General features: G+C 74.2%; 16 protein-coding genes and 2 pseudogenes. 17 read left to right on the forward strand and 1 reads right to left on the reverse strand.

What is annotated here, in order from left to right; all coding sequences use genetic code 11:
* The 15 genes and pseudogenes from G5C51_RS29050 to G5C51_RS29120 all read left to right on the forward strand — a co-directional run.
* Window positions 1-638: pseudogene (locus tag G5C51_RS29050) on the forward strand (cobyrinate a,c-diamide synthase); the annotation flags it as partial.
* Entirely contained in the window at window positions 635-1,372 is a 738-nt protein-coding gene (gene cobI / locus G5C51_RS29055; RefSeq protein WP_206314446.1) for a precorrin-2 C(20)-methyltransferase, read from the forward strand. The pseudogene G5C51_RS29050 and the gene cobI, both read left to right, overlap by 4 nt.
* Window positions 1,369-2,172, forward strand: a complete 804-nt coding sequence (gene cobM, locus G5C51_RS29060) for a precorrin-4 C(11)-methyltransferase (protein WP_165241409.1) — start codon at window positions 1,369-1,371, stop codon at window positions 2,170-2,172. Before cobI ends, cobM begins: the two co-directional genes overlap by 4 nt.
* A gap of 18 nt (window positions 2,173-2,190) precedes the next feature.
* A complete protein-coding gene (locus G5C51_RS29065; protein WP_165241411.1) occupies window positions 2,191-3,336 on the forward strand; it encodes a cobalt-precorrin-5B (C(1))-methyltransferase in 1,146 nt (381 codons plus the stop codon).
* Window positions 3,333-4,553, forward strand: coding sequence for a precorrin-6y C5,15-methyltransferase (decarboxylating) subunit CbiE (gene cbiE, locus G5C51_RS29070; RefSeq protein ID WP_165241413.1), 1,221 nt, complete (start codon window positions 3,333-3,335; stop codon window positions 4,551-4,553). Before G5C51_RS29065 ends, cbiE begins: the two co-directional genes overlap by 4 nt.
* Complete coding sequence (gene cobJ, locus G5C51_RS29075; RefSeq protein WP_165241415.1) at window positions 4,550-6,304, forward strand: precorrin-3B C(17)-methyltransferase; 1,755 nt, start codon at window positions 4,550-4,552, stop codon at window positions 6,302-6,304. The genes cbiE and cobJ overlap by 4 nt, the downstream gene beginning before the upstream one ends.
* Complete coding sequence (locus G5C51_RS29080; protein ID WP_165241417.1) at window positions 6,304-6,495, forward strand: indolepyruvate ferredoxin oxidoreductase subunit alpha; 192 nt, start codon at window positions 6,304-6,306, stop codon at window positions 6,493-6,495. Before cobJ ends, G5C51_RS29080 begins: the two co-directional genes overlap by 1 nt.
* A complete protein-coding gene (locus G5C51_RS29085; protein WP_338118334.1) occupies window positions 6,492-7,100 on the forward strand; it encodes a precorrin-8X methylmutase in 609 nt (202 codons plus the stop codon). The genes G5C51_RS29080 and G5C51_RS29085 overlap by 4 nt, the downstream gene beginning before the upstream one ends.
* A complete protein-coding gene (locus tag G5C51_RS29090; protein WP_165241421.1) occupies window positions 7,097-8,020 on the forward strand; it encodes a CbiX/SirB N-terminal domain-containing protein in 924 nt (307 codons plus the stop codon). Before G5C51_RS29085 ends, G5C51_RS29090 begins: the two co-directional genes overlap by 4 nt.
* The gene (cobC, locus tag G5C51_RS29095) at window positions 8,001-9,053 is read left to right on the forward strand and encodes an Rv2231c family histidinol phosphate aminotransferase CobC (RefSeq protein WP_165241423.1); all 1,053 of its coding nucleotides are present in this window, start codon (window positions 8,001-8,003) and stop codon (window positions 9,051-9,053) included. Before G5C51_RS29090 ends, cobC begins: the two co-directional genes overlap by 20 nt.
* Window positions 9,054-9,082: 29 nt before the next feature.
* Window positions 9,083-10,165, forward strand: coding sequence for a hypothetical protein (locus tag G5C51_RS29100; protein WP_165241425.1), 1,083 nt, complete (start codon window positions 9,083-9,085; stop codon window positions 10,163-10,165).
* 73 nt (window positions 10,166-10,238) lie between these two features.
* Window positions 10,239-10,964 carry a FadR/GntR family transcriptional regulator gene (locus tag G5C51_RS29105; protein ID WP_338118335.1) on the forward strand — a complete coding sequence of 242 codons (726 nt, stop codon included), beginning with the start codon at window positions 10,239-10,241 and terminating at the stop codon, window positions 10,962-10,964.
* Window positions 10,965-11,089: 125 nt separating this feature from the next.
* A complete protein-coding gene (locus G5C51_RS29110) occupies window positions 11,090-12,550 on the forward strand; it encodes an exo-alpha-sialidase (protein WP_165241428.1) in 1,461 nt (486 codons plus the stop codon).
* A 27-nt stretch (window positions 12,551-12,577) separates the two neighbouring features.
* Window positions 12,578-13,546: an ROK family protein gene (locus G5C51_RS29115; protein ID WP_165241430.1), complete on the forward strand. Its 969-nt coding sequence runs from the start codon at window positions 12,578-12,580 to the stop codon at window positions 13,544-13,546.
* Window positions 13,543-14,223 carry an N-acetylmannosamine-6-phosphate 2-epimerase gene (locus G5C51_RS29120; RefSeq protein WP_165241432.1) on the forward strand — a complete coding sequence of 227 codons (681 nt, stop codon included), beginning with the start codon at window positions 13,543-13,545 and terminating at the stop codon, window positions 14,221-14,223. Before G5C51_RS29115 ends, G5C51_RS29120 begins: the two co-directional genes overlap by 4 nt.
* 261 nt (window positions 14,224-14,484) lie before the next feature.
* On the opposite strand, the gene G5C51_RS29125 is transcribed toward G5C51_RS29120, so the two are convergent.
* On the reverse strand, window positions 14,485-16,005 hold the full coding sequence (locus G5C51_RS29125; protein ID WP_165241434.1) for an aldehyde dehydrogenase family protein: 1,521 nt from the start codon (window positions 16,003-16,005) through the stop codon (window positions 14,485-14,487).
* Window positions 16,006-16,125: 120 nt separating this feature from the next.
* Here G5C51_RS29125 and G5C51_RS29130 point away from each other — a divergent pair, with 120 nt between their 5' ends.
* Entirely contained in the window at window positions 16,126-16,899 is a 774-nt protein-coding gene (locus G5C51_RS29130; RefSeq protein ID WP_165241436.1) for an IclR family transcriptional regulator, read from the forward strand.
* A 90-nt stretch (window positions 16,900-16,989) separates the two neighbouring features.
* Window positions 16,990-17,457: pseudogene (locus tag G5C51_RS29135) on the forward strand (hypothetical protein); the annotation flags it as partial.

The following is a 17,457-nucleotide window of genomic DNA, read 5'->3' on the forward strand; positions in this document are numbered from 1 at the left end:
GGGAGGGGGCGGGGTTGGGGAATCCCTCCCGCCCAAGCGAATCGGTGGTCGCGATCGCCTCTGGGCCCGCCTTCACCTTCTCCTACGCCGAGCACACCGAGCTGCTGCGCACCGCTGGCGCGACCGTCGCTCCCTTCGACCCGCTCCACGACGAGGCGCTGCCTGACGGCACCTCGGCCCTCGTCATCGGCGGCGGCTTCCCCGAGGCGTACGCGGCGGACCTTTCCGCGAACGAGCCCCTGCGCGAACAAGTCACCGACCTAGCCGCCACCGGCGCCCCCATCGCCGCCGAATGCGCCGGCCTGCTCTACCTCTGTCGCACCCTCGACGGCGCCGAGATGTGCGGCATCCTCGACGCCCACGCCCATATGACCGACCGCCTCACCCTCGGCTACCGCGACGCCGTCGCCCTCACCGACAACGTCCTCGCCCCCGCCGGCACCCGCGTCCGCGGCCACGAATTCCACCGCACCGCCGTCGACGGCGAGACGGACACCCCCGCGTGGGGCGTTACCCACCCCGCGCCCCGCCGCACCGAAGGCTTTGTCCAGGGCGGCGTCCACGCCAGTTATCTGCACACCCACTGGGCAGCGCACCCCGCCACCGCCCTCCGCCTCACCGAAAGGTGCCCCGCATGACCCGCCTGATCGGCGTAGGCGTCGGCCCCGGCGACCCCGAACTCGTCACCGTCAAGGGCGTGAACGCGCTCCGCGACGCCGCCGCGGTCGTCGTCCCCGTCATGGAGGACGCGACCGGGCCCGGCCGCGCCGAGGCGACCGTCCTGCATTACGTCGACGCCGCCAAGGTCGTCCGCATCGTCTTCGCCCTCAACGAGCGCAGCGACCACGCCCGCCGCGAGGCGGCCTGGGACGCGGCCGGGCAGCAGGTCGCGGAGCTGCTGCGGCAGCACGGCACCGTCGCCTTCGCGACCATCGGCGACCCGAACGTCTACTCCACCTTCACCTACCTCGCCGCCACGGTCACCGGGCTGCTGCCGGAGGTACGCGTCGAGACGGTCCCCGGCATCACCGCGATGCAGGACCTCGCGGCCCGCAGCGGCGCGGTGCTGACCGAGGGCACGGAGCCACTCACCCTCGTCCCCGTCACCGCCGGCGCCGCCGCGCTCAAGCAGGCCCTCGATGGCGACGGCACGGTGGTGGCGTACAAGTTCGGCCGCCAGGCCGCCGAGGTCGCGGCGGCGCTGCAGGCCAGCGACCGTACCGAAGGCGCCGTCTGGGGCTCCGCCCTCGGCCTCCCCGAGGAGTCCATCCGCCCGGCCGCCGACCTCGCCGCGGACGACGCCCCGCTCCCCTACCTGTCCACCCTCATCGCGCCGGCCCGGCGCGACGGCACGCGCGGAGGCAAGCTGTGACCGCCCAGGCCAAAGTCACCATCGTCGGAGCCGGCCCCGGCGCCGCCGACCTGCTCACCTTCCGCGCCGCCCGCGCCATCGCCGAAGCGGACATCGTCATCTGGGCGGCAAGCCTGGTCCAGGCCGAGGTCCTCGAACACGCCCGGCCCGAGGCGGAGATCCTCGATTCGGCCGCGCTGTCCCTCGAGGAAGTCGTCGCCGTATACGAGCGCGCCGCCCGCGACGGCCTGCGCGTAGCCCGTATCCACTCCGGCGACCCGGCCCTGTGGGGCGGCACCCAGGAGCAGGTGGACCGGTGCGCGGAGATAGGCATCGCGGTCGAGATCATCCCCGGTGTCTCCTCCTTCAGCGCCGTGGCCGCGATCGCCGGGCGGGAGCTGACCATCCCCGAGGTCGCCCAGTCCGTCATCCTCACCCGGCTCGGCGGCGGCAAGACGCCGATGCCGGCGGGTGAGGAGGTGCGGGAGTTCGCACGGCACGGGACCACCATGGCGGTCTTCCTCTCGGCGGCGCGGTCCGGGCAGTTGGCGGCGGAGCTGCTGGCGGGGGGTTACGGGCCGGAGACACCGGTCGTCGTGGCGTATCAGGCGACCTGGCCGGAGGAGCTGGTGCTGCGGTGCACCATCGGCACGCTCGAGGACACCGTCAAGGAGCACAAGCTCTGGAAGCACACCCTCTTCCTGGTCGGCCCGGCGCTCGCGGCGTCCGGCACCCGCTCGCACCTGTACCACCCGGGGCACTTCCACGGCTTCCGCAAGGCGGAGCCCAAGGCCCGCAGAGCGCTCAAGTCCCGCGGCTGACCACCCGATCCTGCTGACATGAACGACGAACCCGAACTCCGCGAGCCGGACCTTCCGCGTACCGCCAAGGTCCGGCCCAAAGCCCTGCGCACCGGCTGGACCACCGGCACCTGCGCCTCCGCCGCGGCGCGCGCCGCCGCGCTGCACCTGGCGACCGGGGAGGCGCAGGAGTGGGTGGAGGTGGGGCTGCCGTCGGGACGGCGGGTGACGTTCGCGGTGGAGCGTTCGGACGAGTTGCGGCCGGGCCGTACCGAAGCGGTGGTGGTGAAGGACGCGGGCGATGATCCGGACGTCACGCACGGCTCGTATCTGACGGCCACGGCGAGCTGGCGCGAGGCGCCGGGCATCGAGCTGCACGGCGGGGTCGGGGTCGGCGTGGTGACCAAGCCCGGGCTGGGGCTCGAGGTCGGCGGCCCCGCCATCAATCCGGTCCCGCGCGAGATGATCACGCAGGCGGTCTCCGAGGTCATCGATCTGGAGGCGCGGGGCGTGGATGTCACGATCTCGGTCCCGGACGGCGAGGTGCGGGCCCGGAAGACGACCAACGCGCGGCTCGGGATTCTCGGCGGCATCTCGATTCTGGGGACTACGGGGATCGTCCGGCCGTTCTCGACGGCCTCCTGGCGCGCGAGCGTCGAGCAGGCGGTGTCCGTGGCTGCCGCGCAGGGCGAGCGGGCCGTGGTGCTGTGCACCGGGGGGCGTACCGAGCGGGGCGCGATGGCGCTGCTGCCGGAGCTGCCGAAGGTGTGCTTCGTGGAGGTCGGGGACTTCACGGGGGCGGCGCTGAAGAAGGCGGTCGAGGGCGGTGTCGAGCGGGTGATCTTCGTCGGCATGGCGGGGAAGCTGACCAAGCTGGCGGCCGGGGTGCTGATGACGCACTACACGCGCTCGAAGGTGGACCCCGGCGTGCTCGCGGACGTGACGCGCTCGGTGGGCGGGGACGAGCGGCTGGCGGAGGAGGTCGGCGGCGCCAACACGGCCCGGCACGCGTACGAGCTGTGGGAGGCCGCGGGCGTTCTGGAGCCGGCCGGTACGGAGCTGTGCCGGCGGGTGGCCGATGTGATGGAGCGGTTCGTGGAGCGGAAGGTCGCCGCGGAGGCGGCGATGGTGGACTTCACCGGGCAACGGCTGATGGCCAGTTGGGGCGGGGGGCTGCTGCCGTGATCAAGGTGATCGGCGTGGGTACGGGCGCGCCTCCGCCGCGGGTGGCGGAGGCGGCGCTGGTGGTCGGCGCGAAGCGGCACCTGGAGGCGGCGGAGCTGCCGGCGGGCGCCGAGCGGGTGGTGCTGGGGGCGCTGGAGCCGGCGCTGGAGCGGATCGCGGAGGTGGCGGACGGCACGGTCGTCGTCCTCGCCTCCGGCGACCCCGGCTTCTTCGGCATAGTCCGGGTGCTCGCCGCGCGCTTCGGCCCGGCCGCGCTGGACGTCCACCCGTCCACCCCCTCCATAGCCCAGGCCTTCGCCCGCGCCGGCCTCCCCTGGGACGACGCCGCCGTCGTCAGCGCCCACGGCCGCGCCCTCCGTACCGCCGTCAACGTCTGCCGCGCCCACCCCAAAACGGCCGTCCTCACCGGCCCCGGCGCAGGCCCCGCCGAGATCGGCGCCGCGCTCAGCGGCCTGCCCCGCACCCTCCTCGTCGCCCACGCCCTCGGCACGCCCGCCGAGGAAGTGGTCCGCCTCTCCCCCGCCGAGGCGGCGACCCGCAGCTGGCCCGAGGCCGTCAGTGTGGTCATCTCCCTCGACGAGAGCCGGGCCCTCGCCGCCACCCCGCGGACCATCGCCGGCGCCTCCGTCGCCCCCGCCCAATGGGCCCTGCCCGAGGCGGACTTCGACCACCGCGACAGCATGATCACGAAGTTCGAGGTACGCGCCCTGGCGCTCTCCCGCCTCGCCCCCCGCCTCGGCGATCTGGTCTGGGACCTCGGCGCCGGCTCCGGCTCCGTAGCCATCGAGTGCGCCCGGCTCGGCGCGGCCGCGATCGCCGTCGAGAAGTCCGCGGACGGCGCCGAACGCATCCGCGCCAACGCCGCCGCGCACGGCGTCTGCGTACAGACGGTCCACGGCACCGCCCCGGCCGCCCTCACCGGACTCCCCGACCCCGACGCGGTCTTCGTCGGCGGCGGTGGCGCCGAACTCGCCGCCGTGACGAAGGCCGCCGCCCACCGCGCCCGTCGCGCCGTCGTCGTCACCCTCGCCGCCCTCGACCGCGTCCCGGCCGTACAGGCCGAACTCGCCGCCGCGGGCCTCGCCGTGGACGGAGTCCTGCTCCAGTCCTCCCGCCTGGCCCCCCTCCCCGGCGAGGTCACCCGACTCGCCGCCACCAACCCCGTCTTCGTCCTCTGGGGCCTGCGCCCCGAAGCGCTATCAGGAGCACCGCAATGATCGGCCTCATCTCCGCCACCCGAGCAGGCGCGACCGCCCGCGACCGGCTGGCCGCCGCACTGCCAGGCCGCTGCCGGGTCTACGACGGCCCGGTCCGCGAGGCGATCGGGCGCGCCTTCGGCGAGTGCGAACAGCTCGTCTGCTTCCTCGCCACCGGCGCGACGGTACGCGTCCTCGCCCCGCTCCTGAGCGACAAGGCGAACGACCCGGGCGTGGTCTGCGTAGACGAGGGTCTGCAGCACGTCGTGGCGCTCACCGGCGGCCACGGCGGCGGCGCCAACGCGCTCGCGCAGCAGGTGGCGGACGTCTTCCCGGGCAGCTGCCCGGTCATCACCACCGCCTCCGACGCGGTGGGCCTGCCCGGCCTCGACCAGCTCGGCTGGCCGGTGTCGGGGGCGGTGGCCGCCGTCTCCCGCGCCGTGCTCGACGGGGACGGCGTCACGCTGCGCGCCGACGCCGTCTGGCCGCTGCCCGCCCTGCCCGGGAACGTCCGGCCGGCGGACGAAGCTTCGGCCCACGCCGACCCGACGCCCGGCCGGCACGACACACCCCACCGCCACCAGATCCTGGTCACCGACAAGGACGCCGACCGGTGCTCGCACACCGTGGCCCTGCACCCCCCGTCCCTCGTCGTCGGCGTCGGCGCCAGCAGCGGCGCCCCGGCCGATGAGGTCATCGGGCTGATCGAGGAAACCCTCTCCGGCAACCGGTTGACCCGTCGATCCGTCACCGCCCTCGCCACCGTCGACGCCAAGGCCGCGGAGCCGGGCCTGCTCGCCGCCGCCGAGCACCTCGGCGTGCCGCTGCTGACCCACTCCGCCGAGGCGCTCGCCGCCATCGCGGTACCGAACCCCTCCGCCGCCCCGCTCGCCGCCGTCGGCACTCCCAGCGTGGCCGAGGCCGCGGCGCTGGCCCAGGCGGGCGCGGGCGCCGAACTCGCCGTACCCAAACAGAAGTCGGCCCCCGAAGGCCGCCCCGCCATGGCCACCTGCGCCATCGCCCGCCGCCGCCCCCGCGGCCGGCTCACCGTCATCGGCCTCGGCCCCGGCGCCCGCGACCTGCTCACCCCGCGGGCCCGCGACGAGCTGCGCCGCTCGTCGGTGGTCGTGGGCCTCGACCAGTACGTGGACCAGATCCGCGACCTGCTCCGCCCCGGCACGCGGGTGCTGGAGTCGGGCCTGGGCGCCGAGGAGGAGCGGGCGCGTACGGCCGTCGCCGAGGCGCGCGCCGGACACGCCGTGGCGCTGATCGGCAGCGGCGACGCGGGCGTGTACGCGATGGCGTCCCCTGCCCTGGTGGCGGCGGACACCACGGCGGACTTCGACGTGGTCGGCGTACCGGGCGTGACCGCGGCCCTGGCCGCCGCCGCGCTGCTCGGCGCGCCCCTCGGCCACGACCATGCGTCGATCAGCCTCTCGGACCTGCACACGCCGTGGGAGGTCATCGAGCAGCGGGTACGGGCCGCGGCGGCAGGCGATTTCGTCGTCACCTTCTACAACCCGCGCAGCCGCGGCCGCGACTGGCAGCTCCCGAAGGCCCTCGGCCTGCTGGCGGAGCACCGCTCCCCCGGGACGCCGGTGGGCGTGGTCCGTAACGCCTCCCGCCCCGGCGAGTCGTGCCGGGTGACGACGCTCGGCGAACTGGCGCCGGAGACGGTGGACATGATGTCGGTGGTCGTGGTCGGCAACTCCGCGACGCGGGTGGCCGGCGGCCGGATGGTGACACCCCGGGGGTACCGGTGGCAGGTCTGATGCCCCCTGCCCAGCAGGCCCTGGTGGCCGTCACCGGCGACTGCACCGGGTGCGGCGCCTGTCTCCTCACCTGCCCGACGCACGCCTTCCGCCCGCACGGCGGCACCCTCCACGTACGCCCCGACCTGTGCACCGGCTGCCTCGAATGCATCGAGGTCTGCCCGGCAGACGCCATCGAGGAGCTCGAGTGACCGCGACCAGAACCGTCCACCCCATCGAGGCCGAGTCCTTCCGCCGCCTCCGCGCCCGCCTGGACACGAGCCACTTCCCGCCGCTCACCCGCGCCGTCGTCGAGCGCGTCATCCACTCCAGCGCCGACCTCGGCTACGCCGACGACCTGGTCTGCGACGAAGCGGCCCTGCGGCAGGCCCACTTCGCGCTGCACCGCACGAACGCGCCCATCGTCACCGACGTCGAGATGGTCGCCGCGGGCATCACCGCCCGCCCCACCGTCTGCCGCCTCGCCGAGGCCAAGTCGGCGGCGGACCTGACCCGTTCCGCGCACGCCGTCCACCTTGCGTACGACGAGGTCGGCCCCGGCGCCGTATGGGTCATCGGCTGCGCGCCCACCGCCCTCGAGGAGCTCATCCGCCTCGGCACCCGCCCGGCCCTCGTCATCGGCCTCCCGGTCGGCTTTGTCGGCGCCGCCGAGAGCAAGGCAGCGCTGCGCGAGAGCGGTCTCCCCGCCGTCAGCAACATCTCCGAGAAGGGCGGCTCCGCCGTGGCGGCCGCCGCGCTGAACGCCCTGCTCTACACACCCGCACCAACCAGCACCACCTCGAAGGAGTCCCAGTGACCGCGCCCAACCCGTCCTCCCCCGCCCTCCTCATCGCCGGCCACGGCACCCGGGACGACGCCGGCGCGGAGGCGTTCCGCGCGTTCGTGCGCGAGCTGGGCGTCCGTAACCCCGGACTCCCCGTGGCGGGTGGCTTCATCGAGCTCTCCCCGCCCCCGCTGGGCGACGCCGTCGCCGAGCTCACCGCCCGGGGCGTACGGCGCTTCGCCGCCGTCCCCCTGATGCTGGTCTCCGCGGGCCACGCCAAGGGCGACATCCCCGCGGCGCTCGCCCGCGAGAAGGACCGCCACCCGGGCCTGGCCTACACATACGGCCGCCCCCTCGGCCCGCACCCCGGCCTCCTCGCCGTCCTCGAACGGCGGGTGGACGAGGCGCTCGCCGGAGCCCCCCGCGAGGACACGACCGTCCTCCTCGTCGGCCGCGGCTCCACCGACCCGGACGCCAACTCCGAGGTCCACAAGGCCGCTCGCCTCCTCTGGGAGGGCCGCGGCTACGCGGGCGTGGAGACCGCCTTCGTCTCCCTCGCCGCCCCCGACGTGCCGTCAGGCCTTGACCGCTGCCGCCGCCTGGGCGCCCGCCGGATCGTCGTGCTCCCGTATTTCCTCTTTACGGGCATCCTCCCGGACCGCGTCCGCGACCAGGCCCGCACCTGGGCGGCGGACCACCCGGACCTCGACATCCGCACCGCGGACGTGATCGGCCCCGAGCCGGAGCTGCTCGACCTGGTCATGGAGCGCTACCGCGAGGCGGTCGCCGGCGACCTGCGGATGAACTGCGACTCCTGCGTCTACCGCATCGCCCTCCCCGGCTTCGAGGACAAGGTCGGCCTGCCGCAGCAGCCGCACTACCACCCGGACGAGGACGGCGACCATCACCACGGACACGGCCACGGACACCACCATGCCCACGCCCACCACTGACACGACGCCCGCCCCGGACCTCCGCCACCACGGCGACGCGGAGGTCCGCGGCAGCGGCGCGGCGCTGACCGACCTCGCCGTCAACGTCCGCGCGGGGACGCCGCCGCCGTGGCTTAAGTCCCGTATCGCCGCGTCCCTCGACGACCTGGCCGCCTACCCGGACGGCCGCCGCGCCCGCGCGGCGGTGGCGGCCCGGCACGGCGTCCCCGCGGACCACGTCCTGCTGACGGCAGGCGCCGCGGAAGCCTTCGTCCTGATCGCCCGCGCGCTGCGGCCCCGCAAACCGGTCGTCGTCCACCCCCAGTTCACCGAGCCGGAGGCGGCGCTGCGGGACGCGGGCCACGAGGTCGGCCGGGTGCTGCTGCGGCCGGAGGACGGCTTCCGCCTGGACCCGGCGGCCGTAGCGGAGGACGCCGACCTGGTGGTGATCGGCAATCCCACCAACCCGACCTCGGTCCTGCACCCGGCGGCCGCGCTACGCGAACTCGCCCGTCCAGGGCGCACCCTGATCGTGGACGAGGCCTTCATGGACGCCGTCCCGGGCGAACCGGAAGCCCTGCGCCCCGCCCCCGGCATCGTCATCCTCCGCAGCCTCACCAAAACCTGGGGCCTGGCAGGCCTCCGCATCGGCTACGTCCTGGCCGACCCGCAGGTCATCTCGGCCCTGGAACAGGCCCAGCCCCTCTGGCCGGTCTCCACCCCGGCCCTCACCGCGGCAGAAGCCTGCTCCTCCCCGCCCGTCCTCGCCGAGGCCGAAGCCGCCGCCCACGCCATCGCGGCGGACCGCGCCCATCTCCTCGCCCGCCTGGCCGAGTTCGAAGACCTCACCCCGGTCACCCCGGCCGCCGCGCCTTTCGTCCTCCTCCACACCCCGGCCGCCACCACCCTCCGCTCCCGCCTCCGCGACCTCGGCTTCGCCCTGCGCCGCGGCGACACGTTCCCGGGCCTCGGCCCGGACTGGCTGCGGCTGGCGGTGCGCGACGCCCGTACCACGGACGACCTGGTCCTGGCGCTGCGCAAGGCGCTCGGCTGACCTGGGAAGGTTCCGGCTAGGCTGCCGCGGTGCGCAGCAAATTGATCAAAAGTGCCGGGGCCCTCATAGCCGTGCTCGCGGTCGCCGCCGGCTGGTTCTTCGGCAGTGGGACGTACGACCGCTGGCAGGACGCGCGCGGCGTCGAGGCGGCCTGCGACGGCGCCGTGGATCCGGGTGAGGCGCGGGCGCTGCTCGGCGACGAGCACCTCAAGGCGCGGACCAGGCACGGGACTCCGATCGGGTCGAAGACCAAGCGCTGGACCTGCTGGATCGACGTGGACGACGGCTACCACAAGCGCACCGTCATCAATCTCGAGTGGCGCTCCCGGGCCTGGGCCCCGCACATCGAGGCGGATCGCGACACCGACAACTACCAGGCGTGGGGCTCCAGCCCGATCGGCAGCGGCTGGTCCGGAATGCTCAACCACCACCTCGACGGCGACCGGGACGAGGGCCACGCCATCGTCACCCTCGCCTGCCGTAACAAACCCGACAGCCTCACCCTCTACGCCACTAACTGGACCGACCGCTCCTACCGGGAGCCCTCCCACCGCGCCAACCTCGCCCGCCTCGCCACCGGCACCGCCCACCGGGCGGCGGAGAAATGGGGCTGCGACGCGAAGCCGGGCAAGCCGGTGCGCAGCGTGCCGCCGCTCTTCGACTGGCAGGACGCCCGCCGCAAGGACACCGTCGCGCCGGCCGCCGCGACCGGCACCTGCCGCGGCGTCCCCGGCTCACGGACGTACCCCCGGATGCTGGAGACGACGGCGACCGCGCCGGGAAGCCCGATCGAGGACTGCTTCCTGGTCCCCGCGTCCGGCCGCCCCGACGAGGGCCTCCGGCTCTCCTCCTTCTACGGCACCTTCGCCGACGACCAGCGCAGGCTGACCTCGACGGGCCGCGAATACGAGAGCACCGATCCCTTGCAGACCAGCTTCGAGGCGCGGGCCGAGGCCACCTGCCCGGGCCGCCCGAGTACGGCCGTCTACACCCTCTCCCGCCTCCTCGACACCACGGCGAAGCCGCCCCGCGCCTTCCTCCGCGACGCCCTCACCGCCTTCGCCGAGCGGTCCGCGAAGCTCCACGGCTGCACGGACGTCCGCCTCCGCTGAGCGCAGGCCGGGCGGGACATCTGATGTCTGACCCCTTGGTAGCGTGGCCCTGTACCTACGAGAGGGGCACCGGGTGGCGGCGGAACAGGGCACCGCGCGGCGGCAGCCGTTGCGGCAGGAAGTCGTCGACGGGATCAAGACGTACATCCTGAGCAACCGGCTCCGCCCGGGCGACCCGCTGCCGACCGAGCCCGCGCTGTGCGAGGCGCTCGGGGCCAGCCGGTCCAGTGTGCGCGAGGCGATCAAGGTGCTCACCGCGCTCGACATCGTCGAGGTGCGGCACGGGCACGGCACGTATGTCGGCCGGCTGAGCCTGTCCGCGCTGATCGAGAGCCTCACCTTCCGCGGGCTGCTGAGCCCGGACGACGACTTCCAGGTGCTGGCGGATCTGATCGAGGTGCGCGAGCTGTTCGAGCGGGGCATGGCCGAGCGGCTGCTGGACGGCCTCGACGAGGAGCAGATCGACCGCCTGCAGGGGCTGGTCGACACGATGCGCGAGGCCGGCGACGGCGCCGGGCACGGCTTCGTCGACGCCGACCGGTCCTTCCACACCCTGCTCGTCGCGCCGCTCGGCAACGACCTCATCGGGCAGCTGTCCGCGGCGTTTTGGGATGTGTACGTCATCGTCGCCCCGCACCTCGACGTGTTCACGCACGAGGACCAGGCCGCCACCATCGCCCACCACCAGCGCATCGTGGACGCGGTGCGCACCCGGGACGCCGCCGGGTTCACCGCGGCGCTGAGCGAGCACTACGTGCCGCTGCGCCGCCGGATCGCGGAGGCCCGGGCCCGCCGCTGAGCGGCTCCGCCGCGGGGCCCTGGGCCCCCGTACCCCCGCACGCACTTGACGTCCATCGCGGGGATGCCTAGGGTCCCCGGACAGCAGACATCAGACGTCTGCTCTCACTCATGGAGAGGCCACCCATGCAGCGACGACTCCCCCTCGCCGCCCTCGCCGCCGCGCTCGCCGTCACCGCCGCCCTCACGCCCAGCGCCCACGGCGCGGCCGCCCGCGCGCTCACCTCCCAGGACCTCGCGACCGCCGGCACCGGCTCCCCGCACTACCGGATCCCGGCCCTCGCCAAGACCACCAAGGGCACCCTGCTCGCCTCGTACGACGCCCGCCCCACCCTCGCCGACCTGCCCGGCAACATCGGCGTGGTGATCCGCCGCAGCACCGACGGCGGCACCACCTGGCAGCCGCAGCGGATCGTCCGCAAGGACCCGGCCCCGCAGGGCTACGGCGATCCCAGCCTGCTCGTCGACCGCGAAACGGGCCGCATCTTCCTCTTCTACGCCGCCTCCGTGAACCAGGGCTTCGCCGGCTCGGCCACCGGCAACGACGAAAGCGACCCGGACGTCCTCCAGGCCGACTACAGCTACTCCGACGACGACGGCCTGACCTGGAAGCACGAGCGGATCACGGCCGACATCAAGAACCCGGCCTGGGGCGGGGTGTTCGCGGCCTCCGGCGAGGGCATCCAGGTGCGGCACGGCACGTACAAGGGGCGGCTGATCCAGCAGTACGCCATCCGCCGCGACGGCACCAACTACGCGGTCAGCGCGTACAGCGACGACCACGGCGCCACGTGGCGGACCGGCACCCCGGTCGGCCCGGGCGACGAGAACAAGACGGTCGAGCTCTCGGACGGCCGCATCATGCTCAACAACCGCGCGGCGCCGTACCGCACGGTCGCGTACTCGACGGACGGCGGCGCCACGTACTCACCCCTGAAGCAGGACACGGAGCTGCCGGACCCGGCGAACAACGGCTCGATCACCCGCTTCGCGCCGAACGTCGCCGCCTCCCACCCGCGCGCGTCCTGGCTGCTGTTCAGCAATACGGCGAACTCCGCCGGCCGCAGCAACCTCACCGTCCGCCTCTCCTGCGACAACGGCGAGAACTGGCCGATCCGCAGGACGGTCGAGTCCGGCTCCGCCGGCTACTCCACCCTCACCCCGCTCACGGACGGCACCGGCGCGAACCCGCGCATGGGCCTGCTCTGGGAGCGCGACAACTACCGTCACATCACATATTCGTCCTTCGACCTGCAGTGGCTCGCGGGCGTCTGCGCCCCCGTCACGGTGACGCCGCCGGCGTCGCTGCCGGCGGGCGCGACCACGTCGGTTTCGGTACGGATCGTCAGCCAGAACGACGCACCGCTGCCCGCCGGTTCGGTCTCGCTGCGACTGCCGGCGGGATACGGGGCGCCTGCGGTGGCAGTCCCGGCGCTCGATCCGGGCGAGGGCGCCACGGTGAAGGTGCCGGTCTCGGTGCCGGGCGGGGCGGCGGCCGGGAGCGTGAAGGCGACGGCCGATTATCAGGTGCGGGGCAGCCAACATGCTTACGGTGACAGCACGTTCACCGTTACTGCCGCCTCGTAGATCCAAGGAACAAGGAACGGAGCCACCATGTCCCCGCCCCCCGTTGTCGGCCTCGACCTCGGCGGCACGAAGATCGACGCCGCCCTGGTCGGGGGCGGCGGGGTCATCCTCGCCCGGCATACGCTCGCCACTCCGGCTACCGCGGGGGCGGAGGCCGTACTGGACGCGCTGGCGGAGGCGGTGGAGGCGGTGCGCGCGCCCGGCTGCGCCGCCGTCGGCGTTGCTGCGGCGGGGGTGATCGATCCGGGGTCCGGGGTCGTGCTCAGCTCTACGGACGCGATCCGGGGCTTGGCGGGGACGGCGCTGGCGAGCGGGCTGGCCGGGCGGACCGGGTTGGCGGTGGCCTGCGACAACGATGTGCGAGCGGCGGCGGGCACCGAGCTTGGGGAGGGCTTGGGCGAAGGCGCCTCCGGTGACGAACGCGGGGCCCACGACGCCCCGTTGATCTACGCGGCGATCGGCACCGGCGTCGGCGGGGCGGTGGCCGTCGCGGGGCGGGTGCTGATCGGTGTCGCGAGCGCCGCCGGGCATCTCGGGCATCTGCCGAGTCCCGAGGCGGAAGGGCTGCCGTGCACCTGCGGCGGCGCCGGTCACCTCGAAGCCATCGCCTCCGGCCCGGCTATTACCGCCCACTACGCCCGTACCACCGGGTCGCCGACCGAGCGCCTGCAGGTGGTCGCCGCCCGCGCTGCCCGCGGCGACGCGCACGCCGCGGCCGCCATCGCGCTCGGCGCGCGGGCGGCCGGCCGGGTCCTGGGCGGGCTCGCCAACGGCCTCGCTCCGTATCGCGTCGTCGTCGCGGGAGGCGTACCGCGCATCGGTGCCGCCTACTGGGCCCCGCTCCGCGACGCCTTCGAGGCCGAACTCATCCCCAGCCTCAAGGGCCTGACCCCGCAGCCACCCCGCGTCGGCCACGACGCCGCGGTGCTCGGCGCCGCCGCCCTCACCCGCACCCAGCCCCTGCACCAGCCGCACCCCACCGGAGCAACCCGATGACCGCGCCTCTGACCGACGCCCTCACCGGCCAACTGATCGTCTCCTGCCAAGCACCCGACGGCGACCCGATGCGCCACCCCGACACCCTCGTCCGCATGACACGCGCCGCACAGGCCGGCGGCGCGGCGGCCGTCCGCGTCAACGGCCCCGAGGTCGTCGCGGCGACCGTCGCGACCATCGACCTCCCCGTGATCGCGCTGTGGAAGGACGGCGCCGAGAGCGGGGTCCGCATCACGCCGACCGTGCGACACGCGCTGGCGCTGGTCGACGCGGGGGCAGCAGTGGTGGCCGCCGACGCCACGGCGCGGCCGCGGCCGGACGGCAGCACCTTCGCCGAGCTGGTCGGCGCGGTGCACGCGGCGGGGGCCCTGGTCATGGCCGATGTCTCGAACCTCGTGGAGGGCCGCGAAGCCGCTTCCGCGGGAGCGGATTTCGTGTCGACGACCCTCTCCGGCTACGTGCCGGGGCCGCCGCGGGCGGCCGGGCCGGACTTGGACCTGGTCGCCGACCTGGCCGCCGCGATCCGCACGCCGGTGGTGGCGGAGGGCCGTATCGCGACGCCGGCTCAGGCCGCCGAGGCGCTGGCCGCGGGGGCGCTGGCGGTGGTGGTCGGCACCGCGATCACCTCCCCGACCGCACTGACCCGCTCCTTCACCGAGGCCCTCGGCTGCCCTTGAACCCGGGGGCTCCGCCCCCGGACCCCCTCGGCCTCAAACGCCGGCCGGGCTGAATTGGCGCTGACGCGCCTCGTCCTCAAACGCCTGACGGGCTTGATATTGGCGCAACTTGCACCGAATCAAAGCCCGGCCGGCGATTGAGGCCAAGGCGCGCAGCGCCGGGATCAAGCCTGGCCGGCGATTGAGGCCGCGGCGCGCCAGCGCAGATTCAAGCCCGTCCGGCGCTCGAGGACGAGCGCCGCCAGGCGCGACCAGCCGCCGTCACCCCACTCGCACGCCATCAACCACCCGCGGCACCCCACCCCCATCGCCATCCCGCAGCTCCACCGGCAGCAGTCCCTCCGGCGCGTCCTGATACGCCACCGGCCGCAGCCACCGCTCGATCGCCGTGCCGCCCACCGACGTCGACGCCGACGTCGTCGCCGGGTACGGACCGCCGTGATGCTGCGCCGGAGCGACGGCGACACCCGTCGGCCAGCCGTTCACGAGCACCCGACCCGCCAGCGGCGTCAGGTCGGCCAGCAGCGACGCGCCCTCGCCCGCCGCCTCGGCCTCGCCGATGTGGGCCGTGGCCGTCAGGTTTCCGGGGAGCTTTGCCAGTACGTCCGTGAGCTCGTCGCGCGACGAGTACCGCACGACCACCGTCACCGGCCCGAAGCACTCCTCCAGCAGCAGGTCATGCGCCTCGCCGGTCGTCAGCCACGCCGCGTCCACCGTCAGGAAGCCCGCGCTCACCGTGTGTTCGCCGCCCGCGCCCGGCGTCACCGGGGTCTCGACGCTGTCGAGCGCCGCCCGCTCCTGGACGCCCGCGAGGAAGGCCTCGCGCATGCGGCCGTCGAGCATCACGCCGGACTCGGAGTCGCTCACGGCCTCGGTCAGAGACTTCAGCAGCCGGTCACCGGACGGGCCCGCCGGAGCCAGCACGAAGCCGGGCTTGGTGCAGAACTGGCCGACGCCCATCGTCATCGAGCCGGCCAGGCCCGCGCCGATCTGCTCGGCCCGCTCCTGCGCCGCCTCCTCGGTCACCACCACCGGGTTGAGGCTGCCGAGTTCGCCGTGGAAGGGGATCGGCTTCGGCCGCGCCGCCGCCGCGTCGAAGAGGGCGCGGCCGCCGCGTACGGAGCCGGTGAAGCCGGCCGCGGCCACCAGCGGGTGCTTGACCAGCGAGACGCCCGCCTCGAAGCCGTGGACGAGGCCGATCACGCCCTCGTCGAGGCCGACCTCGGTCGCCGCCCGGCGCAGCAGCGCCGCGGCCAGCTCGGAGGTGGCGGGGTGGTCGGGGTGCGCCTTGATGACGACCGGGCAGCCGGCGGCCAGCGCGGAAGCCGTGTCGCCGCCGGGGACGGAGAAGGCGAGCGGGAAGTTGCTGGCCGCGTAGACGGCGACGACGCCCACCGGCACCTTCCAGCGGCGCAGGTCGGGGCGCGGCGGGGTGAGGGTGGCGTCGGCGTGGTCGATGATGACGTCGAGGAAGCGGCCGTCCTCCACCACGTCGGCGAAGGCGCGCAACTGGTAACAGGTGCGGCCGAGCTCGCCGCTGAGCCGGCCGGGGCCGAGCGCGGTCTCGGCGTCGGCGCACTCGACGACCTGCTCGGTGTGCGCCTCGAACTGGTCGGCCGCGGCGCGCAGCAGCGCCGCCCGTATGCTGCGGTCGGTGAGGGAGGCGAGGGTGGCGTGGGCCGCGCGTACCGCCGCGTCGACCTCCTCGGGGCTCGCCTCGGCGGCGACCTCCTCCCGCTGCTTTCCGTTACGGGGGTCGACGCTCCAGACTGGTGCGGTCACCGCGGTGTCCTTTCCACGGGAAGTAGGTTCGGCGCATGACCCTGTTCGATATACTGAACAGCGTCTTCATCCATGAATACGTACGGTCTATCCTTTTGACGAGCGAAGGGTCAAGCGCGCATGTCGGCTGACGAGACAGCCCAGGGCGGCCAGGTCAAGTCCGCGGTCCGCACCGTAGAGCTGCTCGAGTATTTCGCGGGCCGCCCCGGGATGCACAGCCTCGCGGATGTCCAGCAGGCGGTCGGCTACCCCAAATCCAGCCTGTACATGCTGCTGCGGACCCTCACCGATCTCGGCTGGGTGGAGACGGACGCGACCGGCACGCGCTACGGCATCGGCGTCCGCGCGCTGCTGGTCGGCACCTCGTACATCGACGGCGACGAGGTCGTCTCCGCGGCCCGTACGACCCTGGACCGGCTCTCGGACGACACGACGGAGACCATCCACCTCGCGCGGCTGGACGGGCCGAACGTCGTCTATCTCGCCACCCGGCAGTCCCAGCACTACCTGCGGCCCTTCACCCGGGTCGGCCGCCGGCTGCCCGCGCACTCCACCTCGCTCGGCAAGGCGATCCTCGCCACCCACACCGACGAGCAGGTGCGCAAGCTGCTGCCGGAGACGCTGCGGCCGCTGACCGAGCACACGATCACCGACATCGACGAGCTCATCGAGGACCTGCACGCGATCCGCGAGCAGGGCTACGCGGTGGACCGCGAGGAGAACACCCTCGGCCTGCGCTGCTTCGGCGTCGCCATCCCGTATCGGACGCCGGCCCGGGACGCGATCAGCTGCTCGGTGCCGGTGGCGCGGCTGACCCCGGGCCACGAGCAGATGATCAAGGACGCCCTGCAGGACGCCAGGGACCGGCTGACGCTGGCTACGCGGCACCTGTAGCCCGGCGGCGGGTGTTCCTCCCCCGCGCGGCGGAGGCGGATCGTCGCGGCGGGGGACGTCCCGCGGCGGCGGGGGCGGGAGCGTGGACGCATGGACACTGTGCTGCGCCCTGCCGGGGCGCCAACCAGCCGTACCCGTCGTACGAGCCGCCCCAGTCGCGCCGACCGGCTCCGCCCCGCGCTGCGGGCCCTCGCCATCGCCGCCTGCGTGCCGTATCTGACGCTCAAGCTCGCCTGGCTCAGCGGCAGTCATGTCGGGATCCCCGCGGGCAGCGACCTGCGCCGCAGTGAAGGTGCGCTGTTCGCGGCGAACACCGCGACGGTGGTGATGGACGCCGCCGTCATCGTGCTGGCCTTCGCGCTCACCCGGCCCTGGGGCCGCCGGCTGCCGGGGTGGCTGCTGCTGCTTCCGCTGTGGGTGGCGACCGGGCTGCTGGCGCCGATCGTGGTGGGCTTTCCGGCGCAGCTGGTGGCCAGGCTGTTCGGGGCCGATACGGGGTCGCAGCAGCCGGCCGATGAACCCTTCCTCGCGGAGTGGGTGTTCGGCGTCGTGTATACC

It is taken from the genome of Streptomyces coryli (genome assembly GCF_011044975.1).
GTDB lineage: Bacteria > Actinomycetota > Actinomycetes > Streptomycetales > Streptomycetaceae > Streptomyces > Streptomyces coryli.

What these genes read in the sequence shown, in the direction of transcription:
- cobI (WP_206314446.1), top strand. Translation starts at nt 635, where the DNA reads ATGACCCGCCTGATCGGCGTAGGCGTCGGCCCCGGCGACCCCGAACTC.
- G5C51_RS29065 (WP_165241411.1), top strand. Translation starts at nt 2,191, where the DNA reads ATGAACGACGAACCCGAACTCCGCGAGCCGGACCTTCCGCGTACCGCC.
- cobJ (WP_165241415.1), top strand. Translation starts at nt 4,550, where the DNA reads ATGATCGGCCTCATCTCCGCCACCCGAGCAGGCGCGACCGCCCGCGAC.
- G5C51_RS29080 (WP_165241417.1), top strand. Translation starts at nt 6,304, where the DNA reads ATGCCCCCTGCCCAGCAGGCCCTGGTGGCCGTCACCGGCGACTGCACC.
- cobC (WP_165241423.1), top strand. Translation starts at nt 8,001, where the DNA reads ATGCCCACGCCCACCACTGACACGACGCCCGCCCCGGACCTCCGCCAC.
- G5C51_RS29110 (WP_165241428.1), top strand. Translation starts at nt 11,090, where the DNA reads ATGCAGCGACGACTCCCCCTCGCCGCCCTCGCCGCCGCGCTCGCCGTC.
- G5C51_RS29115 (WP_165241430.1), top strand. Translation starts at nt 12,578, where the DNA reads ATGTCCCCGCCCCCCGTTGTCGGCCTCGACCTCGGCGGCACGAAGATC.
- G5C51_RS29120 (WP_165241432.1), top strand. Translation starts at nt 13,543, where the DNA reads ATGACCGCGCCTCTGACCGACGCCCTCACCGGCCAACTGATCGTCTCC.
- G5C51_RS29130 (WP_165241436.1), top strand. Translation starts at nt 16,126, where the DNA reads ATGTCGGCTGACGAGACAGCCCAGGGCGGCCAGGTCAAGTCCGCGGTC.